This window comes from Klenkia sesuvii, assembly GCF_037083825.1.
Taxonomy (GTDB): Bacteria; Actinomycetota; Actinomycetes; order Mycobacteriales; family Geodermatophilaceae; genus Klenkia; species Klenkia sesuvii.
In genome coordinates this window covers 1-24,305 of the sequence record NZ_JBAPLU010000012.1, presented here as the reverse complement: position 1 = coordinate 24,305, position 24,305 = coordinate 1, and the positions used below count along the sequence as shown (strand labels likewise).

The window sequence follows — 24,305 nt, the reverse complement described above, 5'->3', positions numbered from 1 at the left end:
GGGGTGAGCACCCCTCCGTCGCTGCCGCCGCACCTGTCCGCCCTCGCCGACCGGCTGGCTCCCCTGCTGGGTCCGCCGGCCCGGGAGGTCGGGCTGGACGTCGCCCGGTCCCGCTTCGGCGAGGTGCTGGCGCTCGGGCTGGCCGGCGCGCCGGCGGTCGAGGTGGACTCCGTCGAGCTGGGCGACGGGCTGACCGCTGAGCGGCACACGCCGCCGGCCCCGGGTGGGGCGACCGTGGTGTTCCTGCACGGCGGCGGGTGGACGGTGGGGACCGCGCGCGAGTACGCCGGGTTGGCCGCGCGCCTGGCCGTGGGGTTGTCCGCCGTCGTCCTCGCCGTCGAGTTCCGCCGCGCCCCGGAGCACCCGTTCCCGGCCGCGGTCGAGGACGCCGTCGCCGCCGTCCGATGGGCGCTGGCGCACGCCCCGGACCCGGCGCGGGTGGTCGTCGCCGGGGACAGCGGGGGAGGCAACCTGGCGGCCGTCGCGTGCCGGGAGCTGCGCGCCGCCGGCGGCCCGCAGCCGGCCGCCCAGCTGCTGCTCTACCCCTCGGTGGGGGCCGGGGTGGACTGGCCCTCGGTCGTGGCGCACGGCGCCTCGCCGTTCCTCGCCCTGGCCGACATGGGTTGGTACACCCGCAGCTACGTGCCCCGCGGCCACCCGCTGACCGATCCGCGGATCAGCCCGCTGGAGGACGACGACGGCCATGCCGGGCTGCCCCCGGCGCTCGTGGTCACCGCGGAGCTGGACGCGCTGCGCGACCCCGGTCGGGCCTACGCCACCGCGCTGGCCGGTGCCGGGGTGCCGGTGACCGCGCTCGACCTGCCCGGGGTGCCGCACGGCTTCGCCCACCTGGTCGCGCTCGACGAGGCCTGCGTCGCTGCCCTCGGGCGGGTGCTCGAGGCGGCGCGGGGGTTGCCGGTGTTCAGCTGAGCCGAACACAGCCGGTCCGGTCGTAACGAGCGGATAACGAAACACCGCATCGGATGCCGAAACGTCCTTCGGCTCTTCCGCTGGCTCACAGGTGGCCCCTAGTGTCCCGGATCACGCCGTGGCTGTGAGCTGCCTCACCGTCGTTGGCGTGCGCAACCTCCACCGGCGAAGGGCGGCACGTGCTCGCGGTCAGCAATCTCGAGGTCGTCTACGACGACGTCGTGCTGGTGCTCCGGGGGGTGAGCCTCGAGGTGCCCGACGGGAAGATCGTGGGCCTCCTGGGTGCCAACGGCGCCGGCAAGACGACCCTGCTCCGGGCGTTGTCCGGGCTGCTCGGCATCCACCACGGCGCGGTCACCCGCGGTCAGATCACCCTCGACGGCGAGCGGATCGACCACCTGGACCCCCAGCAGGTGGTGGCCCGCGGCATCAGCCAGGTGCTGGAGGGCCGGCGCGTCTTCGGCGAGTTCTCCGTGGAGGAGAACCTGCGCGTGGGGGCGCACACCCGACCCAAGGAGCGGGCGGCGAACCTGGAGCGGGTCTACGACCTGTTCCCGCGGTTGCTGGAGCGGCGCACCCAAGCCGCGGGCTACCTGTCCGGTGGCGAGCAGCAGATGCTGGCGATGGGCCGGGCGATGATGAGCTCCCCGCGCTACCTGCTGCTCGACGAGCCGAGCCTGGGCCTGGCCCCGCAGCTGGTGGGCAGCATCCGCGACCTCATCAGCCAGATCAACGAGCAGGGGACGACGGTCCTGCTGGTGGAGCAGAACGCCTCCATGGCCCTGTCGATCTCCGACCACGGCTACGTGCTGGAGACCGGTCGGGTCGTGATGGACAAGCCCGCGGCCGAGCTGCTCGACGACTCCGACATCCAGGAGTTCTACCTGGGCCTCGGTGGCGAGGGCGAGCGCAGCTTCCGCGACGTCAAGCACTACAAGCGGCGGAAGAGGTGGCTGTCGTGACCGCCGGGTCCCAGCACGCAGCAGCGAGCGCACCCGTGCTCGAGGTCGAGGGCGTGACCCTGCGGTTCAAGGGCGTCACCGCGATCAACGGGGCGACCTTCACCGTCGGCGAGCGCGAGCTGTTCGCCATCATCGGCCCCAACGGTGCGGGCAAGACGTCGGTGTTCAACGTGCTGTCGGGGGTGTACCGGCCGCAGGAGGGCTCGGTTCGCTTCCGCGGCGAGGACATCCTCGGCCAGCGGCCCAACAGGATCGCCGCCAAGGGCATGGCCCGCACGTTCCAGAACATCGAGCTCTTCGAGAACCTCACCGTCGTCGACAACCTCATGCTCGGCCGGGCCCACCAGGTCCGCTACGGGATGTTCGCCGCGATGGCCTGGCTGGGCCCGGCCCGGAAGAGCGAGCTGGCCGACCGCGCGGCGGTCGAGGAGATCGTCGAGTTCCTGGAGCTGGAGCCCTACCGGCGCTTCCCGGTCGGCCTGCTGCCCTACGGGGTGCAGAAGCGGGTCGAGCTCGGGCGCGCGCTGGCCATGGAGCCCACGCTGCTGCTGCTGGACGAGCCGGTGGCCGGGATGAACCTCGAGGAGACCGAGGACATGGCCCGGTTCATCCTCGACATCCGCGACGAGCTGGGCCTGTCGATCCTCATGGTCGAGCACGACATGGGCCTGGTGATGGACCTGGCCGACCGGATCATGGCCGTCGACTTCGGCGTCCCGATCACCACCGGCACCCCGGCCGAGGTCCAGCGCCACCCCGACGTCATCAAGGCCTACCTGGGCGAGGACCACGACACCGGTGGTCGTCGCAAGAAGCGCACCGCGGACGAGGGGACGCCGGCATGACCACCACGCTCGAGCCGAGCACGCAGGGCACCGGGACCACCACGGTGGTCACCCGCGTCCGCGACCGGGCCCGCGACACCCCCACCGGGGTCGCGATGCGGTCCAAGGAGAAGGGCCTGTGGCGGGAGACGTCCTGGTCGCAGTACTGGGACGACGTCCTCGACGTCGCGCATGCCTACCTCGACCTGGGCATCTCCCGCGGTGACCGGGTGGCCATCCAGTCGGAGAACCGCAAGGAGTGGCTGGTCGCCGACCTCGCCGCCGTCGCCGTCGGCGCGGTGACCGTCGGGCTCTACCCGACCAACCCGCCCGCCGAGGTCGTGCACGTGCTGCGCGACTCCGGAGCCCGGTTGCTGGTCGCTGAGGACCAGGAGCAGCTGGACAAGGCACTGGAGGTCTCCGCCGAGCTGCCGGGCCTGGAGCACCTGGTCTACCTGGAGCCCCGCGGCATCCGCGGCCGCTACACCGACGGCCGGCTGCTCTTCTGGGACGACCTGCTCGACCGCGGGCGGGCGCACCGCGCCGCCCACCCGGGTGCCGTCGAGCAGGCCATGGCCCAGACCCAGCCCGGCGACCTGATGACGCTGATCTACACCTCGGGGACGACGGGGGCGCCCAAGGGCGCCATGCTCACCGTCGGCAACGTCGAGGCCACCATCGCCTCGCTCACCGGCCCGGCCGGGCTGCTGGACCCGCCGGCGGGTCCGAAGGACCTGTCGCTGTCCTACCTGCCGCTGTGCCACGTCGCGGAGCGGATCTTCACCACCTGGAACAACGCCGCCACCGGCATTCAGGTCAACTTCGCCGAGTCCATCGACACCGTCCCGGAGAACCTGCGGGAGATCCAGCCGACCTTCTTCTTCGCCGTCCCGCGGATCTGGGAGAAGCTGCTAGCGACCGTGCAGGTCAAGCAGTCGGCGGCCAGCACCCTCAAGCGCAACGCCGGCAACCTGGGCCTGGCGCTGTCGAGCAAGGTGGCCGCGACCATGGAGGCCCACGGCGGCAAGCACACCGCCGGCAGCCGGGTGCTGCACGGCATCGCCTGGGTGCTGGTCGTGCGAGCGCTGCGCGACCGGCTCGGGCTGCGCCGGGTGCGGTGGGCCGGCTGCGGCGCCGCACCGGTCTCGGTCGACGTGCTGCGGTTCTTCATGGGCATCGGGGTGCCGGTGCACGAGGTCTACGGGATGACCGAGAACACCGCCTCGGCCACCGCCAACCGGCCCGGCCGCATCCGGCTGGGCACGGTGGGGGAGCCGCACGACTCGGTCGAGCTGCGCATCGACGAGACCACCGGCGAGGTGCTCACCCGGGGGCCGGCGACCTTCGCCGGCTACTGGAACCGGCCCGACGCCACCGCCGAGGCCATCGACGCCGAGGGCTGGCTGCACACCGGCGACGTCGGCGTGCTGGAGGACGGCCGGCTGCGGATCACCGACCGGATGAAGGACATCATGATCACCGCCGGCGGCAAGAACGTCGCGCCGTCGGAGATCGAGAACGCCGTCAAGGTGTCGCCGCTGATCAAGGAGTGCGTGGTCATCGGGGACCGTCGTCCCTACCTGTCCGCCCTGATCGGCATCGAGCCCGACACGGTCGGGGACTGGGCGCAGAAGCAGCGGATCGCCTTCACCACCTACCGCGACCTCACCGAGCGCGCGGAGGTCAAGGAGCTGGTGCAGGGCATCGTCGACGGCGTCAACGCCGGCCTCAACCCGGTCGAGCAGATCAAGACCTTCCGGTTGCTGCCCAAGCTCCTCGACCACGAGGACGGCGAGCTCACCGCCACCCAGAAGGTCCGCCGCTCGGCGCTGGCCGAGCGCTACTCCACCCTCGTCGAGTCGATGTACAGCAAGGGAGCCCGCTCGTGAGGGACGTCCTGCTGACCGTGGTGCGCGGGCTGGGCTTCGGCTCGGTCTACGCGCTGCTGGCGGTCAGCTTTGTGATCATCTACAAGTCCTCCAAGGTGGTCAGCTTCGCCCAGCCGGCGCTGATGCTCGCCGGCGCGGTGGCGGTCAGCTACCTGTCCGGTCCGGTCGGGTTCTTCCTCGCCGTCCCGCTGGCCGCGATCGCGATCGCCATGCTCGGGTGGGGGCTGGAGCGCACCACCATCCGGCCGATGATCGGCCGCCCGGTGTTCGTCGTCGCGATCATCACCCTGGGCCTGGACATCGCCATCCGCGTGGTGGTCAACGTCTTCATCGGGCCCGACGTGCGCAACGTCGGCGACCCGTGGGGGCTCTCGACCGTGGACCTGTTCGGGCTCCCGGTGCAGGAGCGCTACATCGCCATGGCGGTGGTGCTGCTGGTGGTCGGGGCGGGGCTGTTCGCCTTCTTCCGCTACAGCCGGTACGGCCTGGCGATGCGGGCGTCGTCCCTGGACCAGGAGACCGCGCTCGTGCAGGGGGTGCCGGTCGGCAACATGACCGCGCTCGCCTGGGCCATGGCCGCGGGCATCGCCGCGGTGGCCGGCGCGTTCGTGGGCACCGGCGGCGGCGTGGACCAGTCCACCTGGGTGATCGCGCTCAAGGCGCTGCCGGCGATCATCATCGGCGGCCTGGACTCCATCGGCGGCGCCGTCGTCGGCGGCCTGCTCGTCGGCCTGGTGGAGAGCTTCTTCGCCACCTACCAGGGCGAGTACCTGCCCTTCCTCGGCCAGAACTTCTCGCTGGTCTCCCCGTACGTCCTCCTGCTGGTCGTCCTGCTCGTGCGCCCCTACGGGCTGTTCGGCACCCGAGAGGTGGAACGCGTGTGACCGCCGTCCGAGAACCGTCGAAGTCCCCGTCGGGGTCCACGGCCCCGGCGCAGACCCCGGCGCCGGCGGAGGCCAAGGGCCGCCGGCCGCTGGGTCGGCCGATGCTCTACACGGCCTACGGCCAGGACATGGCACTGCTGAACACCGGCGCCAAGAAGGTCGCCGTCGGCGCGCTGCTGGTGGTGGCGCTGCTGCTGCCGTTCCTGCTCGAGGACGACCTGCTGCGGCTGCTGGCCACCGGCTGCGTGCTGGCCATCGGGGCCATCGGGCTCAACCTGGTCACCGGCTACGCCGGGCAGGTGAGCCTGGGGCACGCGTTCTTCCTCGGCATCGGCGCCTACACCGCCGCGGTGGTGTCCGGCGACCCCGACGACGACCGGCTGTACGGGCTGGGCATCACGTTCCTGCCGGTGTGGCTGCTGGCCGGCGGGCTGGTCGCCGCGCTCGTCGGGCTCGTGGTCGCGCCGCTGGCCAGCCGGCTGCGCGGGCTGTACCTGGCCATCGTGACCCTCGGCCTGGTGTTCCTGGGCACGCACGTCTGGAACGAGTGGGACGCCGTCACCGGCGGCGTCGGGGTGGGCCGCCCGGCCGCGGACCCGGTGCTGTTCGGGGTCGACCTGTCCCGGCGCACCGAGTCCTTCAGCGCCGACCAGCAGCTGTACCTGCTGATGTTCGTGCTGCTGTGCGTCTTCGCGCTGCTGGGCCGCAACATCGCCCGCTCGGCCATCGGGCGCAGCTTCGCCGCCGTCCGCGACCGGGACATCGCCGCGGAGGTGACCGGCGTCGACGTCCGCAAGGTGAAGCGGCGCGCCTTCGTCATCAGCGGGTTCTACGCCGGCTGCGCCGGGGCGCTGCTGTACTCCATCACCGGGTACCTCGATCCCTCCAGCTTCGGTCTGCTGGTGTCGGTGCAGTTCGTCGCGATGGTCCTCATCGGCGGGGTGTCGACGATCTCCGGGTCGATCATGGGCGCCTTCTTCATCGCCCTGCTGCCGCGGCTGACCCGCGAGCTGCCCGAGTACCTGCCGTTCCTGTCCTCCTCGGCGACGCAGACGCCCAACGTCTTCCAGGTCGAGACCCTGCTCTACGGGTTGCTGATCGTCGCGTTCCTGCTGCTGGAACCGCGGGGGCTGTTCGGGCTCTGGATCCGCATCCGCAACTACTGGAAGGCGTGGCCTTTCAGCTACTAGACGGACCCCCTCGCCCTCGGCGAGGAGGCCGTCCCACCACCTTCCGTTCGACGACGAACGGGATCGCCCGCCCGGCACGGGAAGCCGGCACGAAGGGAGCACCACGGATGAGCAGCACACGCACGCGACGGCGGGTCGCGGCGGCCGGTCTGGCCGGTCTCGCGGTCTTCGCCGCGGGCTGCCGCGGCGGCGGCGAGGACCCGGCCGACGGCGGCAGCGGCGGCGGCGACGGCGGGATCGCCACCGACGTCGGCGTCACCAGCGACCCCTGCCCGGAGGCGGTGAACCCCGACAACGGCTGCATCTACCTGGGCACGCTGTCCGACCTCACCGTCGGCCCGTTCGCCCCGGCCGGCCCGGTCATCGTCGCCGGCCAGGAGGCCTTCTGGCAGCGGGTCAACGAGGACGGCGGCATCGGCGGCTACGACATCAACGTCACCGAGTACGTGCGGGACAACCAGTACAACCCGCAGGTCACCAACCAGGTCTACCAGGAGATCAAGCCCGACATCCTGGCCCTGGCCCAGACCCTCGGCTCGCCCCCCACCGCCGCGATCGTCGAGGACCTGGAGGCGGAGAACATCGTGGCCGCCCCGGCCGGCTGGACCTCGCTCTACCTGTTCCAGGACGCCATCCTGGAGTCCGGCCCGACCTACTGCGCCGAGGCCATGAACGGTGTCGACTACGCCGTCGAGACCAACGGTGCCGAGTCGGTCATGGCGGTGCACTACGCCGGTGACTACGGCGGCGACGCCGCCGCCGGCGCCAAGGTCGCCGCCGACGCGAACGGCATCGAGTTCACCAACGTCGAGACCACCGCCGGTACCGACAACCAGGCCTCGGCCATCGCCGCGATCCGCGACCAGCAGCCCGACGTCGTGATCATCTCGACCGGTCCGGCCGACATGGCCACGATCGTCGGCCAGGCCGTCGCCGGTGGCTTCACCGGCAAGTTCCTGGGCTCGTCGCCGACCTGGAACGTCGCCCTGCTGCAGAGCCCGGCCGCGCCGGCGCTGCAGGCGTCCTACCAGCTGCTGGGTCCGTGGGCGCCGTTCGACGCCGACACCCCCGGCCACGAGGCGATGCGGGCCGCGGCCGAGGCGTCGGGCACCAGCCCGAACGAGTTCTTCACCTCGGGCTGGGTGTGGTCCTACCCGCTGAAGGCCGCCCTCGAGGCTGCCGCGGAGAACGGTGACCTGACCCGTGAGGGCCTGTACGAGGCGGCGTCGGGCCTGTCCTCGGTGGACTACGAGGGCATGCTGCCCGAGGGGTCCGGGGACTACGCGGACGGTGCGGACTCCGCCGCCGTCCGGGTGACCCAGCTGTCCAGCCCTGACCCGAACGCCTCGACCGGCATCTCCGTCGCCGAGGCCGACCTGGAGGGCTCGACCGCGCAGGACTACGAGTTCACCGCTCCCTGCTACGAGGACGTCGAGCTCTGACGCCCTGAGCACCCCGGCGGCGGCCGGTCACCCTCCCCGGGTGACCGGCCGTCGTCGTGTGCGGGGCGGCCGGGGGGCGCCGGCACGCCGGTCACCACGGCTTCGCGGAGCGGGCGCGCTGGTGCACGTCGGTCATGGTGCCGGGGCCGGCCGCCCGGCTGCGAGCGGGTCGTCGGCGCCGCGGGCGGCGACCCGCCGGTCGGCGTCGGAACGCTCGAGGGCGGGGGAGAACAGCCACCCCTGCGCCGAGCGGCAGCCCTCGGCGAGCAGGTGGTCGCGCTGGTCGGCGGACTCGACGCCCTCGGCGACGACGTCCAGGTGCATCACCCGGGCCAGCTCGAGCAGCCCGTCGACCACCGGGGCGGCCGACCGGTCGGCGCCGAGGGCGGCGACGAAGGACCGGTCGATCTTGAGGACGTCGACCGGGAAGCGCCGCAGGTGCGACATCGACGAGTAGCCGGTGCCGAAGTCGTCGACGGCGATGCGCACGCCCAGGCCGCGCAACCCCCGGAGCACGAGCGCGGCGTGCTCGGCGTCGACGACCAGGGCGGTCTCGGTCAGCTCGAGGCACAGGGCCCCGGCCGAGAGCCCGGTGGCCGCGAGCACCGCGGCGACGTCGTCGACGAGGGCCGGGTCCTGCAGCTGGCGCACCGACAGGTTCACCGACACGGTGAGGCCGGCGCCCGCCGGCTGCCGTCGCCAGCCGGCGGCCGCGGTGCACGCCTCGCGCAGCACCCACCGCCCGATGGCGACGATGTCGCCGGTCTCCTCGGCCACCGGCACGAAGACGCTGGGCAGGACGGTGCCGAGGTCGGGGTGCGCCCACCGCAGCAGGGCCTCGAAGCCCTGCAGCCCGCCGTCGTCGAGGTCGACCACGGGCTGGTAGACCACGCGCAGCTGGCCCGCGGCGCGTGCGGCGGGCAGGTCGTCCACCAGGCGGGTGTGCAGCAGCAGCTCGGAGCGCATCGTCGGTTCGAAGACGGCCACCCGTCCCTTGCCCGCGTCCTTGGCGCGGTAGAGCGCGGTGTCCACGTCGCGCAGCAGGGCGGCCGACGTCGAGGAGCCGTCGCGCTCGGCGCGCACCAGCCCGATGCTGACGCCCACCCGGACGGTCCGGCCGTCGAGCTCGTACGGGTGGCCGAGGGCCTCCACCAGCCGCTCGGCGAGGGCGACGGGCTGGCCGGGGTCGTCGTCGCGGTGCGGTTCGAGCAGGACGGCGAACTCGTCCCCACCCAGCCGGGCGACGGTGTCGGCCGGTCGCACCCGGGCCAGCAGACGCGCGGCGACCTGTCGCAGCAACTGGTCCCCGGCCGGGTGGCCGAGGGTGTCGTTGACCGCCTTGAACCCGTCGAGGTCCAGGGACAGGACGACGGGGGCACCCCCGCTGCGGGTGCTGCGGGCCAGGGCGTGGGCGACCCGGTCGTCGAAGAGCGCCCGGTTGGGCAGCCCGGTGAGGACGTCGTGGAAGGCGCGGGTCTGCAGCGCGTCCCGCAGCTCGGCCTGCAGCTCGAGCTGCCGGGCCCCGCGGAGGAAGGCGAGCAGCAGGACGGCCCCGGTGACCAGGAGGCCCGGCAGCGGGTCGACCTGCTGACCGCGGGTGGTGGCGACGAGCTGGACGACGCCGGGGGCGGCCAGCGGCAGCAGCGCGACGGCGAGCTGGGTGCGCGTCACGAGGTGCGTGGGTGCGGTGGCGGCCGTCGGCGTCCCGTCGGGCCGGGCCGCGAGCGCGGCCCACGACGAGGCGGCGAGCGCGAGGCTGCCGACGCTCCAGCCGACGTCCAGCACCGAGGCGAGGTCGCGGCCGACGAGGTAGTCGAGGTCGGAGACGAACCAGGCGACGGCGGCGAGGGCGATCCAGCGGGCCTCGGCGCGCACGGCGCTGCGCACGAACCACAGGCGGACGACCAGGGCGAGCAGCCAGGCGTCCAGGACCGGGTAGGCGGCGAGCACGAGGCGGGTGGTCACGGACGTGCGGTCGTCGGCCACGGCGTCGCCCAGGACCAGGACCCACTCCAGGTACACGACGACGAGGAAGACCGCGGCGGTGTCGACCAGCCGGTCCAGCCGCGATGCCCGGGAGGCGCGCGCGAGGAGCCGGCGCACGCCGACGCCACCGGCCAGGTAGGCCGTCAGGTAGAGCGCGTCGGCGGGGGACACCGCGCCGGGTGGCATCCCGCCCCAGACCAGCAGCTGCCACAGCACGTCGCCGAGGGCGGCCAGGGTGGCGGCCGAGGCGACCCAGGTGCCGGCCCGCCACCCGGCGGCCACCGCCCACCACGCCGCCGCGGACGCGGCCAGGGCCACCACGCCGTAGGCGACGTCGCTCAGCAGGCTCTCGGGCAGCAGCAACCGGCCGAGGGCCACGACGGCGAGACCGACGAGCACCCGGCGGGCGACGGTCGGGCTGGCGGAGCGGGGCACGGCAGGGCTCTCCGGGATGGGTGGTCAGCAGGGTTCCCCTCCCATGTCGGCCGCTCGCCGGGCGGGTTGACGGCCGCTCCCCACGACGGGGGAGGGACACGCCAGCGCGGCTATTCACTAGATGACTACTCGTGGTGCACACTCCCTGTGTGTCCTTGCCCGAGCTGCACCTGGCGCTGCTGGTCGGCGAGCCCCGGCACGGCTACGACCTCAAGCGCGAGCACGATGCCTGGTTCCCCGACACCCGACCGCTGCCGTTCGGGCAGGTCTACGCGACGCTGGCCCGCCTGCAGCGCGACGGCCTGGCTGAGGTCGTGGGCACCCAGGCCGGCAACGGTCCCGAGCGGACGGTCTACGCCCTCACCGCCCAGGGCGAGCAGCGGTTGCGGGCATGGCTGGCCGAACCCGCCGAGGCGACCGCCTCCGGGGCCGAGGAGATCGTCCGGAAGACGGTGGCGGCCCTGCACACCGGCATCGACGTCGACGGCTTCGTCGCCCGCCAGCGCGCACACCACCTGCGGCGCATCCGGGAGCTGCAGGCGCACCCGCCCGGGTCCAGCCCCGCGGAGCGGTTGGTGCGTGAGCACCTCGTGGCCCACCTGGACGCCGACCTGCGCTGGCTCGAGCACGCCGCCGAGCTCGCCCCCACCGATCGAGGAGACCAGTCGTGACCGACCAACCCCTGCTCGAACTCGTCGATGTCGGCTTCTCCCACGAGCGGACCCGGGCCCTCGGCGGGGTGTCCCTGACGGTGGCCCCGGGGGAGGTGGTCGCGGTGACCGGTCCCTCGGGGTGCGGCAAGTCCACCCTGGTGATGCTGGCCGCCGGTGTGCTGCGTGCCGACGAGGGGCAGGTGCGCATCGCGGGTCAGGACGTCGGCTCCCTGGACGACGCCGCCCGGGCGCGACTGCGGCGCCGACGCGTGGGCCTGGTGCTGCAGTACGGGCAGCTCGTGCCCGACCTCCCTGTCCTGGACAACGTCGCGCTGCCGTTGCTGCTCGAGGGCGTCCGGCCGGCGACGGCCCGGGCGCGGGCCGCCGAATGGCTGACGCGGGTCGGGGCGGACCTCACGGGGGAGGAGTGGCCGGGCGAGCTGTCGGGCGGGCAGGCCCAGCAGGCCGCCGCGGCGCGAGCCCTGGTGGCCGGCCCGTCAGTGCTGCTGGCCGACGAGCCCACCGCGAGCCTCGACGCGCGCGCCGGCAGCGCGCTGCTCGACGTCCTCCTGTCGTCGACCCTCGAGGTGGGTGGTGCGGTGGTGGTGGTCAGCCACGACAACGTCGTCGCGGCACGTGCGGACCGCGAGGTGCGGCTGCGCGGCGGGCGGGTCGCGCACTCGGTGCAGCTGTCGTGACCAGGGGAGAGTTCGCTGCGGCCCGGGTGCTGGCTGGCGTCAGGACGCCGTCGCGGCGGTCGCGGGAGCGCGTGGTGGCCGCCGGCAGTGCGGTGGCCGGCGGACTGCTGCTGGTCTCCCTGGGAATCGGTCGCACCCCCGCTCGCCCAGTGCCCACCTCCGGTGGCCTGGTGGTGTCGGAGTACTACGACCCGCGCTTCTCCCCGCTGGTCACGAGCGCCGAGATCCGGGTCGGGGTGCTCACCGGGGTCCTGCTGCTGGTCGCCGCAGCCGTGGGCCTGCTGGTGCAGGCCGTGTGCGCCGGCGGGGTCCGGCGCCGCGACACCGCGCGCGCCCTCCACGTGGCCGGGGCCGCCCCCGGTCAACTGCGCACGGTGCAGGCCCTGCAGGTGGGGCGGGCGGGTGCGGCCGGCGGGCTGCTGGCCGGTCCGGTGTACCTGGTGCTGTGGTCCGTGCTCGGCCCGGCGGTCGACCCGGTGGTGCGGCTGCTGCCCGATCTCGGGTGGGCCGACCTGGTGGGGTGGGCGGCAGTGGCGATCGGATGCGCCGCAGGCGGTGCCGCCATCGGTGCTCTGACCGGTGCGGTGGCCGGCAGGCCCGCCCGCCGGGTGCGCGGCGACGCCGTGGCCATCGGCCTCGTGGTGGTTCTGCTGGGCGCGGTCGCCGCCGTGCCGGTCGCCGGCAGCTGGGACCGACGGGCAGGTGTGGCCGCCCTCGGGGTCGTCGTGGCGGTGCTCCTCGGCGCCGCCGTGGTCGCGGGGGCGGGGTGGACGCGCGTGCGGGCTGCCCGCCTGCGGCGGTCGGGGTCGGCCGACGCGGTGCTGACGGCGGCCGGGCTCTCCGCGGCCGCCGGGCCGATCGGCACGGCGTCGGCGGTCAGTCTCGTCGCCGGGGTGGTGGTCGGGGTCTGTGCGCCACTGGCGCTGGTGGCGTCACCGGACCGGTTCGCCGGGGACGTACCCGGCCTCGCCCTCGCCGGGACGGCGGCCCTCCTGGGCTTGCTCGTCGCCTTGGCCACGGCCACCCTGGGAGCGGTCGACGACCTGGCGACCCATCGACGCAGCCTGGCCGCGACCGCGGCGCTGGGCGTCGAGCTGCGGGTCCTGCGGCGGGTGCAGGGCCGACGACTCCGCCTCGCGACCGTGGGCCCGGTCGCCACGGGCACGGTGCTGGGCACCGTGATCGGCACCGGGGTGACCGGTGCCGATGCCGCGATCGGGGTGGTCGCGGGCGCCGGCTGCGCCGTCGTCGTGGTGGGCGTCGTCTGGACGGCGACGCTCGTCATCGGGTGGTCGTTGCACGGCCGGTTGGCCGACGCGGTCGACCCCGGCGCACTGCGGGCGGCGTGACCGTGGACGGCCTGCACGACCTGCTGCTGGCCTGCCTGCACGACGGCGCATTCCTGCCCCTGCTCGCCCTCGGCGTGGCGCTCGACGGGCCGGTGCCCGTGCTGCCCACCGAGGTCGTCGCGATGTCGGCGTCCCTGGCTGCGGGGGCCGGTCATGATGTCGCTGCCCTGCTGGCGCTGTGGGCGTCGTCGGCGGCGGGATCGGTGGTGGGCGACCTGGGCGTGTTCGTGGTCGCACGCCGTCGCCGTCCCCGGAGGGCGTGCTCAGGGGTCCGGCGGGCGCAGCTGCTGGACCGGGTCTCGCGGACCCCGGTGCGCACGCTGCTGGGGCTGCGGTTCCTGCCGGCTGGTCGACTGCTCGGGGTTCTGCTGTGCGCCGCGGCGGGTACCGACTGGCGTGTCTTCGTCGCCGGTGCCGTTGCGTGCGCGGGCGTCTGGGCCGCCTGGGTCGTCGTGATCGGTCTGCTGGTCGGACCTCTGGTCGGCGCGTCGCTGTGGAGCGGCATCGCGGTGGCGCTGCTGGTGACCGGGGGGATCGGCCTGGTCGCCGCGGTGCGCGGCCGGCTGACCGCCCGCCGTCCGGCCGCTGCGTGAGAACCCGTCGTCGCTGTGGTCGCGGGTGGTCCGGACCCGGGGTGGTCCGATCGTCGGGTCGGTCGCGGTGGGTCTCGTCCTGCTGCGGGGCTGCTGGTCGCCGCATGCTCCGCGTGGCCTGTGACCGGTCCGCAATCACCGTGCGTCAGCATGCGGACACCGCTCTGACCTGCGCCTTCGTCTTGCTCCCATCGGCGCGGTCCAGTATGCTTCGATCAGGTGTTCGAACAGATCGAGGAGGTCGGTGTGGCCACGACGTCGCTGGGCCCCGACCTCGATGTCGACACTGGGCACGACCTGGATCTGCTCCTGGACGACGTCGAGGACCTGCACCACCTGTCGTCGGTGCAGGTGCTGGAGCAGCTGCGCGACCTGACGACCGAGCGGAACCGGCTGGATGCGGTGATCGCCCGATTGGCCCGGCATGCCGAGCTGACGCAGGCCGTGGAGGTCGACGGGTTGGTGTCGGTGCGGTCGTGGTTGATCGGGCACCTGCGGCTGTCGGGTGCGGAGGCTTCGCGGATCGTGCGGGTGGGGCGGGCGGTGGAGCATTTCCCGGTGATGGGTGAGGCGTTCGCCGACGGGTCGGTGTCGGCGGCGCAGGTGGATGTGGTGGCCTCGGCGGTGGGGGACCGTGAGCGGGCGGCGGCGCAGCTGCAGGGCATCGACCTGGGCGTGTTCGACCGGGCGTGGACGCAGGTGGCGATGTCGTCGTCGCACCGGGCGCTGGTGACCGCGGTGCAGGCGTTCGTGGAGGCACTGGACCCCGATGGGGTGGAGCCGGACCCGGTGGAGCAGCGGTCGCTGTCGATCAGCACGCACGCCGACGGGACGGTGAGCGGGCGGTTCGACCTCGACGCGGTGGGTGGGGAGAAGGTCAAGACGGCGTTGGAGTCGATCGTGCAGGCCGACCGGCCCGACGGTGATCTGCGCTCGCGTGCCCAGCGGCAGGGTGGAGCGTTGGTGCAGCTGGCCGACAACGCCCTGGCCGCCGGTGGTCTGCCGGTGCTGCGGTCGGTCAAGCCGCACGTGGTGGTCACCATCGGCATCGAGGACCTGGTCGCCGACGGCACCGGCCCGGCGACGGCGACCACCGGGTTCGGGTCGGTGATCTCCGCGGCGCGGGCCCGGTGGTTGGCCTGCGATGCAGGCGTCACCCGCGTCGTGATGGGCCCCGAGGGCACCCCGCTGGACGTGGGCCGCACCCACCGGGTGGTCACGCCGGGGTTGCGGCGGGCGGTGGTGGCCCGGGACAAGACGTGCGTGTTCGCCGGCTGCGGCGCCCCGCACCACTGGTCCGACGTGCACCACCTGGTGCACTGGGCGCACGGCGGGGAGACCTCGCTGGCCAACTCGGCGTTGCTGTGCGAACCCCACCACACCAAGGTCCACCACGGCTTCCGCGTCGAACGCGACCCCGGTGGGCGATGGCGCACCTACCGCCCCGACGGCACCGAGATCATCACCGGCCCACGCATCGAGTGATACCGGCACGCCACGAGCCGCCCGCCCCACGGCGAGGCGGCCAGTGGTGCGTGGCCGGGACCCGGGAGCCAGTGGCCGGGAGCCGGGAGCCGGGAGCCAGGGGCCGGCCGCCGTCGTCGTGCCGGGGCCAGGAGCCCGGCGGCTCCCTCAGGTGGCGGGGTCGCGGTCGGGGTAGCGGGCGCGGGCCAGGGCGTAGACGCCGAAGGCGGCGAAGCCGGCGGCGACCGCCGTGAGCAGCCACTGGCCGGTGGGCACCGCGCCGATGGTGTTCAGCGCCCCGTCGAGACCGGTCGCGGTGGACACGTCCGACGTGACGGCTGCCCACACCACCAGTCCGCCGGCGACCGCGAACGCCACCGCCTTGGCCAGGTAGCCGACCCGGCCCACCGCGGCGATCACCGGCTCGTAGCGGTCGGGGGCCGCGGCGAGGTCGATGTCCTTCATGAAGCCGGCCGTCCACCCCCGCCAGGCCAGGTAGCCCCCGACGCCCACCACCGCGAGGCCGCCGGCGACCAGCAGCACCGCTCCGCCGGGCACCTCCAGCAGGTCGTCGGTGAGCTCCTGCGTGCTCTCGGTGGCGTCGTAGTGGGCACCGACGGCGAACACGAGGGCGATCCCGGCCAGCGCCCCGTACACGACCGCCTTCGCGATGCACTTGGCGCACACGAAGGCCGCGTGCACGCGCCGTCCTGCCCGGAGCAACCCACCCCACCAGCGCAGCACCTCACCGGCCTGCCACACCGCCAACGACAGCAGCCCCAGCCCGATCACCCCCAGCAGCACCAGGCCCCCCGGGCGCTCGGCGAGCGTCCGCAGGGCACCGGCCTGGTCGGCGTCGGCGCCGGATGTGCCGGGGGACAGCCGCCACGCGATGGTGAACGCCAACCACCCGATGAGCAGGTGCACGACCCCGTAGGCGACCAACCCCACCTGGGCCAGCCGTTCCAGCCACGGGTGGTCGGTGACGTCGCGGACCCGGTCGGCCGCGGCGCGGGCACGGTCCAGCCAGCGCCTCGGGATGCGGGACTGCGCCCGGTCCAGGACCCGCTCGACGGCCGGGGGCAGGGTCACCACGGCTCAGGTGCGCTGCGGGTAGCGCGCCCGGAAGAAGCAGAACACGCCGTAGGCGGCGATGCCGAGGGCCACCAGCGACAGCAGCCACTGCCCGGCGGGGGCCTGCAGGATGGTGTGCATGGCTCCGTCGAGCCCGGAGGACTTCGACGGGTCGAAGGTGAGGGCCGCGTAGCCCACCAGACCCCCGACGACGACCAGCGCGGCCCCCTTGGCCACGTAGCCCACCTGGCCCAGGCGGGTGATCACGCGCACCTGCGTCGGCGAGGCCTCCGACGTGTCGATCTGCTCCAGGAACTTCTTCGTCACGCCCTTGACGACGTGGTAGCCGCCCACACCCAGGACGACCAGCGCCGCGATGCCGACGAGGAACCGCCCGCCCGGCCACCCGAGGACACCGGAGGTCGTCTGCTGCTGCTGGTCCGAGCTCGACGAGCCGGCCCCGACGGCGTACTTCAGGGCGGAGTACGCCAGGAACGCGTAGACCACCGCCTTGGCCACGCACTTGCCGACCTTGGCTGCGGCCTTCTTCCGCTCGTCGCCGGAGCCCGACAGCGCCCCCGTGTACCGCAGCACGTCGGCGAGCTGCCACAGCGCCAGGGCGATCAGACCCAGACCCACGACCCACAGCAGCGGGGAGCCGAACGGTTCCTCGGCGAGGGTCTGCAGGGCGCCGGACTGGTCGGCGGACTCGCTGCTGCCACCCCAGGCCAGCTGCAACGCGATCCAGGCAATGAGCAGGTGGACGACCCCGTAGGCAACCAGCCCCACCCGGGCCAGCCGTTCGAGGGCCTGTGACCGGCCGATGCGGTCGGCGGTCTGCTGCGCGGTCATGCAGGACTCCTGGCGGTGTAGGTGTGCGGTCCGACCCCGTCGGGCGAGCGTGTCACACGGGCGACCGGTCCGCCCGACGGATGGGGGACACTGGCCCGGTGACCGCGTCCGCCCCCGCATCCGCCGCCGCATCCACCGCCCGCGTCGTCTCCCCGGAGCAGGCCCGCAGGTCCTGGCCGTGGTCGGCCCTGCAGGGCGTGGTGTTCGTCGTCCTCGCCGTGCTGGCCGTCGTCGTGGCCGACACCGGCGTCCGCCTGCTGGTCGGCGGTCTGGGCGTGCTCGGCGTGGTGCGCGGGGTGGCCGCGCTGCGGGCCGCCCGGGCCGGGCAGGTCGACCGGTCGGCCGCGGTCGCCGGCGCCGGCGCGGCCTGGTTCGGCGCGCTCGCCGTCGGGGTGGCCTTCTTCCCCCCGGTCGTGGCCGCGTGGGCCTGCGTCGTGGCGGTCGCGGCCGTGCTCGCCGGCCTCGTGGTCCGCGCGGACCGGCGGGCCCGGGCCGGTGCGGCGGTCGCGGTGGCGGTGGCCGCGTTCGCGCTGGGCGCCGTGCTGGCCGGGCCGGGGTGGCTGGCCGCCGCCGCCGTCCTCGCCGTGGCCGTCGCCGTCCTGGCGCTCGGCATCGCGTCGGTGCTGGCCGCCCTCGCCGCCCGCAGGCTCGCCGCGCAGCCGGCCCCCGCCGCGGCCGGCTGCGCCGGGTGCGCGTGCAGCGCCGGCGGGTGCGGCAGCCTGCCGCGCGACTGATCGGCGCGCGACCCTCGCCGGGATGCAACGGCGAGTTCATCGAGACGTCATGATGTCTCGGTAGCGTTGCCCCCGTCACACCCGACGACCCTGGGGGAACCGCCATGCTCCACCTCGACGCCCGCACCACGGCCCCGGCGCCCACGCGCGGCGCCTGGACCTGCGCCAACTGCCCGACCACCAACGAGGCGCACCGCAAGCGCTGCACCGACTGCGGCACGACCCGCCACTGAGGCCCACCGCACCGGGCAGCACGGCCGTGACGGGGGAGGTGAGCCCGCACCGCGGCGGGCCCACCTCCGATCAGCGCCGCTCCTGATCGGCGCGCCGCAGCGCGGACCCTGCTGGGCTGTCAGCCGAGGGTCCAGAGGACGGCGCTGCCGTCGCAGGTGCCGGCCACCAGCACGGTGCCGTCGCCGGGCGCGGCCACCGCGAGGGCGTCGCCGTCGCCCGCGCACAGGGTCAGCACCCGGGTGCCGACGACGACGGTGGGGGAGCCCTGGTCCTGGAAGGCGACCACCGGGGTGCCGGCGACCACCGCCGCACCGCTCACCCGTGCGCCCAGCTCGTCGGTCACCTCCGCACCGCCCACCCGCACGGTGCCGTCCCGGTCGGCGGTGACCGGGGTGCCGTCGGCGGTCAGCGCGAGCAGCTCGCCGTCGGTCGCCTGCGGGTCACCGGCGGGCTCCAGTCGGTCGTCCAGGGTGACCAGCCGGCCGGTCGTGGTGCCGTCGGCCCCGCGCACGGACACGCCCGCGACCACGTCGTCGTCGGTGGCGGCCAGGCCGACCAGGTCCACCGCGACCGCGCCGTCCCCGAGTTCGACCTCGCCGTCGGCGGTCACCGCACCGGTGCCGGGGTCCACGGCCAGCACGTGCGCGCCGACGCCGTCGGCGTCCTCGGCCAGCAGCAGCACCGCGTCGCCGTCGGCAGCGGCCAGCACCGGGATCCCCCGCGGCGCGGTCTGCCGCGGGTCCAGCTGCACCGCGCCGGCGGTGGTCCCGGCGACCGGCACCACCCCCAGGACGGGGTCGGCGGCGACCGGGTCAGCGGCCAGGGCCACCGCCACCGGTCGGCCGGCGACCAGCACGACGTCGGTGGGCAGCGCGTCGCGGACCGCGGTGGCGGTGTCTGCGGTCACCACGGTGGAGGTAGGGGAGCCGACGAGCAGCACGGCGCGGGCGTCGCCGTCGGCGGCCAACCGTGCCGTGGCGACCCCGGTGGCGCCCAAGCCGACCTCGTCGACCACCCGCAGGTCCTCGGGCACCGCGGACGCGGGAGCCGTGGTCGAGGGGGCCGTGGCCGAGCTCCCGGTGGTCGTCGAGCTGCCCGACGGGTCGGCGGCCTCGGTGAAGGAGGTGCAGCCGGTCGCGAGGAGGGCGGCGGCGGGCAGGGTGATCAGTCGTCGGCGCACACCCCATGGTCGCCAGCACCGGGGCTCGGCGCGAGCCGGCGGGGTCCAGCCGACAGGCAGCTCAGTAGGACGTCGACCCACCGGCGCCCTCGGACTCGGGGACCTCCTCGCCGGCCGCGACCGGCCCCGGCGGGGTGCCGTCGCCGAAGGGGGAGCCGCCGAGCTCCTCCCGGTGGTGCGGGGTGAGCCAGACCGAGGTGTCCGGGCCGACCGGGACGACCTGGGTCGGGTTGATGTCGGCGTGCACGATGTAGTAGTGCCGCTTGATCTGCGGGAAGTCGGTGGTGTCGCCGAAACCGGGGGTCTGGAAGAGGTCGCGGGCGTAGGCCCACAGCACCGGCATCTCGGTCAGCTTCGTGCGGTTGCACTTGAAGTGGCCGTGGTAGACCGCGTCGAAGCGGGCCAGGGTGGTGAACAGCCGGACGTCGGCCTCGGTGATGGTGTCGCCCATGAGGTAGCGGCGTGACCCCAGCCGCTCGCTGACCCAGTCCAGCGCGGTGAACAACCGGTCGTAGGCCTTCGCGTAGGAGTCCTGGTCGCCGGCGAACCCGCAGCGGTACACGCCGTTGTTGATCTCGGTGTAGACCCGCTGCATCACCTCGTCCATCTCGTCCCGCAGGGCGTCCGGGTAGAGGTCGGGGGCGCCGTCGCGGTGGAACGCCGTCCACTGCGTGGAGAAGTCGAGGGTCATCTGCGGGAAGTCGTTGGTGACCACGGCCTTCGTGGGCAGGTCGACCATCGCGGGCACGGTGATCCCGCGGGAGTACTCGGGGTCGCGGGCGAAGAAGGCCTCCTGCAGCCGCTCGTAGCCCAGCACCGGGTCGCGGCCGCCGGGGTCGAGGTCGAAGGTCCACGACCGCTGGTCGTGGGTGGGCCCGCAGATGCCCATCGAGAACGCGTTCTCCAGTCCCAGCAGCCGCCGCACGATGACCGCGCGGTTGGCCCACGGGCAGGCCCGCGCGACGACCAGGCGGTACCGGTCAGCCTCCACCGGCCAGCCCTGCGAGCCGTCGGCCAGGATGCGGTCGGTCAGGTAGTTCGTGTCGCGCTCGAAGGACTTGCCGGGCTCCACGTAGCCGTTCTCGTTGCTCACGGGCACAGCCTGGCTCACTCGGCGTCGGGCCGCTGGTCGAGGTGCTCCTCGCTCACCGCCCACAGCCGTTCGGCGTTGCCGGGGTCCAGGGCCCAGGCGCGGACGCCGTCGCGGGTCCGCTCGTCGTCGCCGACGGTGCGCGCCTCCTGGCAGTCCTCCAGGTAGTGCCCGCCGGTGGCGAACTCCGGCGCGACGGCGGCGACGAGGGTGGTGGCCGCGCCCTGCTCGGGGGTCTTGAAGGTGGCCCTGCCCTCGCGCTGCGCCCGCTCCCAGCCGTCGATGACGTCCTGGGAGACGTGCCGCTGCAGGTTGGTCATGATCCCGCCGGGCATGAGGGCGTTGGCGACGACGCCGTCCTCGGCCCAGCGGCGGGTGGCCTCGACCGCGAGCAGGACGTTGGCGGTCTTGGACTGGCCGTAGGCCTGCCAGGGGTCGTACTCGCGGTGGGCGAAGTGCAGGTCGTCGAAGTGCACCGGGCTGGCCAGGTGACCGGTGGAGGAGACCGAGACGATGCGGGCGCCCTCGGCGGCGGCCAGCGCCCTGTGCAGCCCGGTGGTGAGGGCGAAGTGGCCGAGGTGGTTGGTGGCGAACTGGGTCTCCCACCCGCGGTCGGTGAGGGTGAGCTGCGGCAGCGCCATGACCCCGGCGTTGTTGACCAACAGGTGCAGCGGGCCGTCCCAGTCGGCCACGAACGCCGCGACGGAGTCCAGGTCGAGCAGGTCCAGGTGGGCCACCCGCAGCGTGGTGTTGCCGGTGGTGCCGACGACGTCCTGCGCGGCCCGCGCCCCCTGCTCGGGGTCCCGGACGGCGATGGTGACCTCGGCGCCGGCGGACGCGAGTGCGCGCACGGTCTCCGTGCCGATGCCCGACGCGCCGCCGGTGACGACGGCGCGGGTGCCGGTGAGGTCGTGCCCGGCGACGACGTCGGCGGCGGTGGAGGTGGCGTCGAACGCGGTGGTGATCAGCGGCATGGGGTCAACTCTGCGGCAGCTCCCGGCCGGGGGCGACCGCGTGGGTCAGCCGCAGCCGGGTCACCGGCCCCTCAGGCCCCCGACTCCGACCCCGACTCCGCCTCTGCCTCGCCGCGCTCGGACTCGATGAGGTCCTTGCTGCGGACCAGCCGCAGCAAGGTCACCACGACCAGGCCGCCCACGACGTTGGCCAGTGCGGTGTACCAGAACCAGGCCAGCCAGTCGCCGTAGCCGAACGGTGCCCCGGCGATCAGTGCGGCGAAGACCAGCAGCGAGTCCAGGACCGAGTGGAACAGCTGCAGCCCGGCGAGCAGGAACGCCGCGGCGACCGCGGCGACGATCTTCGCCGGGTCGGACTCCGTGCCGTGCTGCATGCGGGTCATCAGGGTCAGCACGCTGCCGGCGAGCAGACCCAGGCAGATGGACTGCAGGTCCAGGGGTGCGTCGACGAAGTGCACCGCGGACTCGACGGCGGTGGTGCCCAGGTCGGGCAGGGCGTGCACCACCAACCACATGACCAGCCACCCGCCCACCAGGTTGGCCAGCAGGGTGCCGCCCCAGAGCTTGCCGAGCTGGCGGACGCTGGCCCGCTTGGCCACCACCGCGGTGACGGGTACCAGGAAGCCCTCGGTGAACAGCTCGCTGCGGGCCAGCAGCAGGGCGACCAGGCCGATGCTGAAGGCCAGTCCGGACAGCAGGTGACTCCCCGTCTCGGCGTACACCGCCAGCAGGGCGAGGACACCCGTGCCCACCTCGAGCCCCCCGGCCAACCCGGTGGTGAGGACCTCCCGCCAGCTGCGGTGCAGCCGCTGTGCGCCCTCGGCCACGATCGCGTCGAAGGCCTCGACCACGTCGTCCTCGGCCGGTTCGTCGTGCTCACCGAGGTCTGCCCGGGTGTCGCTCATGCCCGCTCCTCGCTCATGACCGCTCCTCGCTCATCGCCGCTGTTCGCTTGTGGCTGCTCCGCAGGGGGCAGGTGAGGGGTGCGGGGCGCCCGGCTCGCGGGGGGCCGGGCCTGCCCGGCGGCCCCAGGGTCAGACGTCGATCTCGTGGACGTCGAAGTGCACCATCGTGGCGCCGCCCGTGGCGAAGGTGCCGACGTCGGTGCCCGCGGCCCGGCCGGCCTCCGAGGACATCCCGGCGGCCATCGCCTCGGCGGACTCGAAGTCCAGCTCGGCGACCAGGTAGGCCGGCGACGGCGAGCCGTCCATAGTGTCGGCGTGCCCGGTGGAGAACCGGACGAGGCCGGGGATGGCCTGGGCCAACCCGGTGTGCACGTCGCGGTAGTGCGCGTCGAAGGCGGCGGGGTCGGTGGGCTGGCCGTAGGTGACGAGCAGGCGGTGGGTCATCGGGGCTCCTCCGGTTGCGTCCCGGGCTGCGTCGCCCGGGGTGGGCTGCATCAGACCACGGCTCAGGGACGCCGGCGCAGCAGCGCCGAGGCACCCGCGAGCAAACCCGCGCCGGCCACCGCGGCCACGGCGCCGTGGTACCGGCTGGCCCAGATCTGGGCGTCCCAGGTCCACTGCTGGTCGGAGAACCGGCCCTCGGCGCCGAAGTCGCGCCCGCCGTCGCCGTCGGCGGGTTCGTGCAGGTTGACCGGGTCGTCGGCCGAGGCGTCGACGTCGGTGAGCTGGCCGTCGATGCCGTTGCGGGAGAGGTACCAGTCCATGAACTGCGGCCACACCTCGGCGCCGAGCACGGTGTAGACGGTGGGGGTGCCGATCCACCATGCGCGGCGGCGGGGGTGGTCGGCGGCGTGCACCATCGCGCGACCCATCAGCTCGGGGGCGTAGATGGGGGCCACGGGCTGCGGGCGCTTGGGCATCTTGTTCAGCACCCAGCTGAACTGCGGGGTGTTCACCCCGGGCAGGTCGACGCGGGTGATGTGCACGCCGCTGCCCTCGGCCTTGAGCTCGGTGAGCACCGACTCGGTGAAGCCCTTGATGGCGTGCTTGGCGCCGCAGTAGGCGCTCTGCAGCGGGATGCCGCGGCGGCCCAGGGCCGAGCCGGTCTGCACGATGACCCCCCGGTCGCGGGGCCGCATGCGGCGCAGCGCGGCCATGGTCCCGTGCACGAAACCCAGGTAGCTGACCTCGGTGACGCGGGCGTACTCGGCGGCGGTGAGTTCGTGGAACGGGGCGAAGGCGGCGGTGAACGCGACGTTGACCCAGACGTCGATCTCGCCGAGCTCGGCCTCCACGCGGTCGGCGGCGGCCTCGACGGCGTCGGCGTCGGCGACGTCCACCGGCACGACGAGGGCCGTGCCGCCGGCGGCACGCACCTCGTCGGCGGCGGCGGCCAACCCGACCTCACCGCGGGCCAGGAGCGCGACGCGGTCGCCGCGCCGCGCGAACTCGACGGCCGTGGCCCGCCCGATCCCCCCGCTGGCTCCGGTGACGACGACGGTGCGGGGGGTGCGAGGGCTGGGCATGCGGTTCTCCTGCGGGCGGGCGGATCGGGTCGACGCCCGCCTACCCCCGGCTGCGGGGGGTTCACGCCCCCCGCAGCCGACTCACAGCGGGTCGGGGTCGTTCGGCCCGGCGCGCCGGCCGGTGTCGTCGAGGACCTCTCGGGCGTAGGTGCCCTGCTTGGCCCCGGCGTGCGCCTCGGCGTGCAGTCGTTCGCGGAGGTGGGGGTAGTGCAGCTCGAAGGCGGGGCGTTCGGAGCGGATGCGGGGGATCTCCAGGAAGTTGTGCCGGGGCGGGGGGCTGGAGGTGGCCCACTCCAGGGAGTTGCCGTGACCCCAGGGGTCATCGCGCAGGGCCAGCTGCCCGTACTTCCAGGACTTCACCACGTTGTACAGGAACGGGATGGTGGAGGCCCCCAGCACGAACGACCCGATCGTGGAGATCGTGTTCAGGGTGGTGA

The 24,305-nt window shown here is 74.0% G+C and carries 23 protein-coding genes and 1 pseudogene; 14 read left to right on the top strand and 10 right to left on the bottom strand.

Going from position 1 to position 24,305, the window contains the following annotated elements; all coding sequences use genetic code 11:
* The first annotated feature begins 3 nt into the window (after positions 1-3).
* The 7 genes from TEK04_RS12855 (at position 4) to TEK04_RS12825 (ending at position 8,121) form a co-directional block, all read left to right on the top strand.
* Positions 4-930, top strand: a complete 927-nt coding sequence (locus TEK04_RS12855; protein ID WP_336404743.1) for an alpha/beta hydrolase — start codon at positions 4-6, stop codon at positions 928-930.
* A 179-nt stretch (positions 931-1,109) separates the two neighbouring features.
* A complete protein-coding gene (locus TEK04_RS12850; protein ID WP_336404742.1) occupies positions 1,110-1,892 on the top strand; it encodes an ABC transporter ATP-binding protein in 783 nt (260 codons plus the stop codon).
* Complete coding sequence (locus TEK04_RS12845) at positions 1,889-2,737, top strand: ABC transporter ATP-binding protein (protein WP_336404741.1); 849 nt, start codon at positions 1,889-1,891, stop codon at positions 2,735-2,737. The genes TEK04_RS12850 and TEK04_RS12845 overlap by 4 nt, the downstream gene beginning before the upstream one ends.
* Entirely contained in the window at positions 2,734-4,605 is a 1,872-nt protein-coding gene (locus TEK04_RS12840) for an AMP-dependent synthetase/ligase (protein ID WP_336404740.1), read from the top strand. The genes TEK04_RS12845 and TEK04_RS12840 overlap by 4 nt, the downstream gene beginning before the upstream one ends.
* The gene (locus TEK04_RS12835; RefSeq protein ID WP_336404739.1) at positions 4,602-5,489 is read left to right on the top strand and encodes a branched-chain amino acid ABC transporter permease; all 888 of its coding nucleotides are present in this window, start codon (positions 4,602-4,604) and stop codon (positions 5,487-5,489) included. Before TEK04_RS12840 ends, TEK04_RS12835 begins: the two co-directional genes overlap by 4 nt.
* On the top strand, positions 5,486-6,679 hold the full coding sequence (locus TEK04_RS12830; RefSeq protein ID WP_336404738.1) for a branched-chain amino acid ABC transporter permease: 1,194 nt from the start codon (positions 5,486-5,488) through the stop codon (positions 6,677-6,679). The genes TEK04_RS12835 and TEK04_RS12830 overlap by 4 nt, the downstream gene beginning before the upstream one ends.
* A gap of 107 nt (positions 6,680-6,786) precedes the next feature.
* Positions 6,787-8,121 carry an ABC transporter substrate-binding protein gene (locus TEK04_RS12825; protein WP_336404737.1) on the top strand — a complete coding sequence of 445 codons (1,335 nt, stop codon included), beginning with the start codon at positions 6,787-6,789 and terminating at the stop codon, positions 8,119-8,121.
* Between the two features lie 132 nt (positions 8,122-8,253).
* Here TEK04_RS12825 and TEK04_RS12820 read toward each other — a convergent pair whose 3' ends face one another.
* The gene (locus TEK04_RS12820) at positions 8,254-10,542 is read right to left on the bottom strand and encodes a putative bifunctional diguanylate cyclase/phosphodiesterase (protein ID WP_336404736.1); all 2,289 of its coding nucleotides are present in this window, start codon (positions 10,540-10,542) and stop codon (positions 8,254-8,256) included.
* A 149-nt stretch (positions 10,543-10,691) separates the two neighbouring features.
* On the opposite strand from TEK04_RS12820, the gene TEK04_RS12815 reads away from it, so the two are divergent.
* The 5 genes from TEK04_RS12815 (at position 10,692) to TEK04_RS12795 (ending at position 15,320) form a co-directional block, all read left to right on the top strand.
* The gene (locus tag TEK04_RS12815; protein ID WP_336404735.1) at positions 10,692-11,213 is read left to right on the top strand and encodes a PadR family transcriptional regulator; all 522 of its coding nucleotides are present in this window, start codon (positions 10,692-10,694) and stop codon (positions 11,211-11,213) included.
* Positions 11,210-11,893 (top strand): ATP-binding cassette domain-containing protein, encoded by a 684-nt coding sequence (locus TEK04_RS12810; RefSeq protein WP_336404734.1) that lies wholly within the window; start codon positions 11,210-11,212, stop codon positions 11,891-11,893. The genes TEK04_RS12815 and TEK04_RS12810 overlap by 4 nt, the downstream gene beginning before the upstream one ends.
* A 74-nt stretch (positions 11,894-11,967) precedes the next feature.
* Positions 11,968-13,242 (top strand): hypothetical protein, encoded by a 1,275-nt coding sequence (locus TEK04_RS12805; RefSeq protein WP_336404733.1) that lies wholly within the window; start codon positions 11,968-11,970, stop codon positions 13,240-13,242.
* Positions 13,239-13,835, top strand: a complete 597-nt coding sequence (locus tag TEK04_RS12800; protein ID WP_336404732.1) for a VTT domain-containing protein — start codon at positions 13,239-13,241, stop codon at positions 13,833-13,835. The genes TEK04_RS12805 and TEK04_RS12800 overlap by 4 nt, the downstream gene beginning before the upstream one ends.
* A 219-nt stretch (positions 13,836-14,054) precedes the next feature.
* A complete protein-coding gene (locus tag TEK04_RS12795; protein WP_336404730.1) occupies positions 14,055-15,320 on the top strand; it encodes an HNH endonuclease in 1,266 nt (421 codons plus the stop codon).
* 147 nt (positions 15,321-15,467) lie between these two features.
* On the opposite strand, the gene TEK04_RS12790 is transcribed toward TEK04_RS12795, so the two are convergent.
* Entirely contained in the window at positions 15,468-16,391 is a 924-nt protein-coding gene (locus tag TEK04_RS12790) for a DUF1206 domain-containing protein (RefSeq protein WP_336404729.1), read from the bottom strand.
* 6 nt (positions 16,392-16,397) lie between these two features.
* Complete coding sequence (locus TEK04_RS12785) at positions 16,398-17,225, bottom strand: DUF1206 domain-containing protein (protein WP_336404728.1); 828 nt, start codon at positions 17,223-17,225, stop codon at positions 16,398-16,400.
* 98 nt (positions 17,226-17,323) lie between these two features.
* On the opposite strand from TEK04_RS12785, the gene TEK04_RS12780 reads away from it, so the two are divergent.
* A complete protein-coding gene (locus TEK04_RS12780; protein WP_336404727.1) occupies positions 17,324-17,959 on the top strand; it encodes a hypothetical protein in 636 nt (211 codons plus the stop codon).
* 104 nt (positions 17,960-18,063) lie between these two features.
* On the top strand, positions 18,064-18,192 hold the full coding sequence (locus TEK04_RS12775) for a hypothetical protein (protein WP_336404726.1): 129 nt from the start codon (positions 18,064-18,066) through the stop codon (positions 18,190-18,192).
* Between the two features lie 119 nt (positions 18,193-18,311).
* Here the strand turns inward: TEK04_RS12775 and TEK04_RS12770 are convergent, their stop codons facing one another.
* The 7 genes and pseudogenes from TEK04_RS12770 to TEK04_RS12740 all read right to left on the bottom strand — a co-directional run.
* Positions 18,312-19,373, bottom strand: a complete 1,062-nt coding sequence (locus TEK04_RS12770; protein WP_336404725.1) for a hypothetical protein — start codon at positions 19,371-19,373, stop codon at positions 18,312-18,314.
* A gap of 61 nt (positions 19,374-19,434) precedes the next feature.
* The gene (locus TEK04_RS12765; protein ID WP_336404724.1) at positions 19,435-20,466 is read right to left on the bottom strand and encodes a glutathione S-transferase family protein; all 1,032 of its coding nucleotides are present in this window, start codon (positions 20,464-20,466) and stop codon (positions 19,435-19,437) included.
* A gap of 14 nt (positions 20,467-20,480) precedes the next feature.
* Positions 20,481-21,437 (bottom strand): SDR family NAD(P)-dependent oxidoreductase, encoded by a 957-nt coding sequence (locus TEK04_RS12760; RefSeq protein WP_336404723.1) that lies wholly within the window; start codon positions 21,435-21,437, stop codon positions 20,481-20,483.
* Positions 21,438-21,508: 71 nt separating this feature from the next.
* Entirely contained in the window at positions 21,509-22,342 is an 834-nt protein-coding gene (locus tag TEK04_RS12755; RefSeq protein WP_336404722.1) for a formate/nitrite transporter family protein, read from the bottom strand.
* Positions 22,343-22,471: 129 nt separating this feature from the next.
* Positions 22,472-22,786 carry an EthD family reductase gene (locus TEK04_RS12750; RefSeq protein WP_336404721.1) on the bottom strand — a complete coding sequence of 105 codons (315 nt, stop codon included), beginning with the start codon at positions 22,784-22,786 and terminating at the stop codon, positions 22,472-22,474.
* A gap of 62 nt (positions 22,787-22,848) precedes the next feature.
* On the bottom strand, positions 22,849-23,868 hold the full coding sequence (locus TEK04_RS12745) for an SDR family oxidoreductase (RefSeq protein WP_336404720.1): 1,020 nt from the start codon (positions 23,866-23,868) through the stop codon (positions 22,849-22,851).
* Positions 23,869-23,949: 81 nt separating this feature from the next.
* Positions 23,950-24,305: pseudogene (locus TEK04_RS12740) on the bottom strand (cytochrome ubiquinol oxidase subunit I); the annotation flags it as partial.

Coding starts and splice junctions, on each gene's coding strand:
- TEK04_RS12840 (WP_336404740.1), top strand. CDS start 2,734: ATGACCACCACGCTCGAGCCGAGCACGCAGGGCACCGGGACCACCACG.
- TEK04_RS12825 (WP_336404737.1), top strand. CDS start 6,787: ATGAGCAGCACACGCACGCGACGGCGGGTCGCGGCGGCCGGTCTGGCC.
- TEK04_RS12785 (WP_336404728.1), bottom strand. CDS start 17,225: ATGACCGCGCAGCAGACCGCCGACCGCATCGGCCGGTCACAGGCCCTC.
- TEK04_RS12775 (WP_336404726.1), top strand. CDS start 18,064: ATGCTCCACCTCGACGCCCGCACCACGGCCCCGGCGCCCACGCGCGGC.
- TEK04_RS12760 (WP_336404723.1), bottom strand. CDS start 21,437: ATGCCGCTGATCACCACCGCGTTCGACGCCACCTCCACCGCCGCCGAC.
- TEK04_RS12755 (WP_336404722.1), bottom strand. CDS start 22,342: ATGAGCGACACCCGGGCAGACCTCGGTGAGCACGACGAACCGGCCGAG.
- TEK04_RS12750 (WP_336404721.1), bottom strand. CDS start 22,786: ATGACCCACCGCCTGCTCGTCACCTACGGCCAGCCCACCGACCCCGCC.
- TEK04_RS12745 (WP_336404720.1), bottom strand. CDS start 23,868: ATGCCCAGCCCTCGCACCCCCCGCACCGTCGTCGTCACCGGAGCCAGC.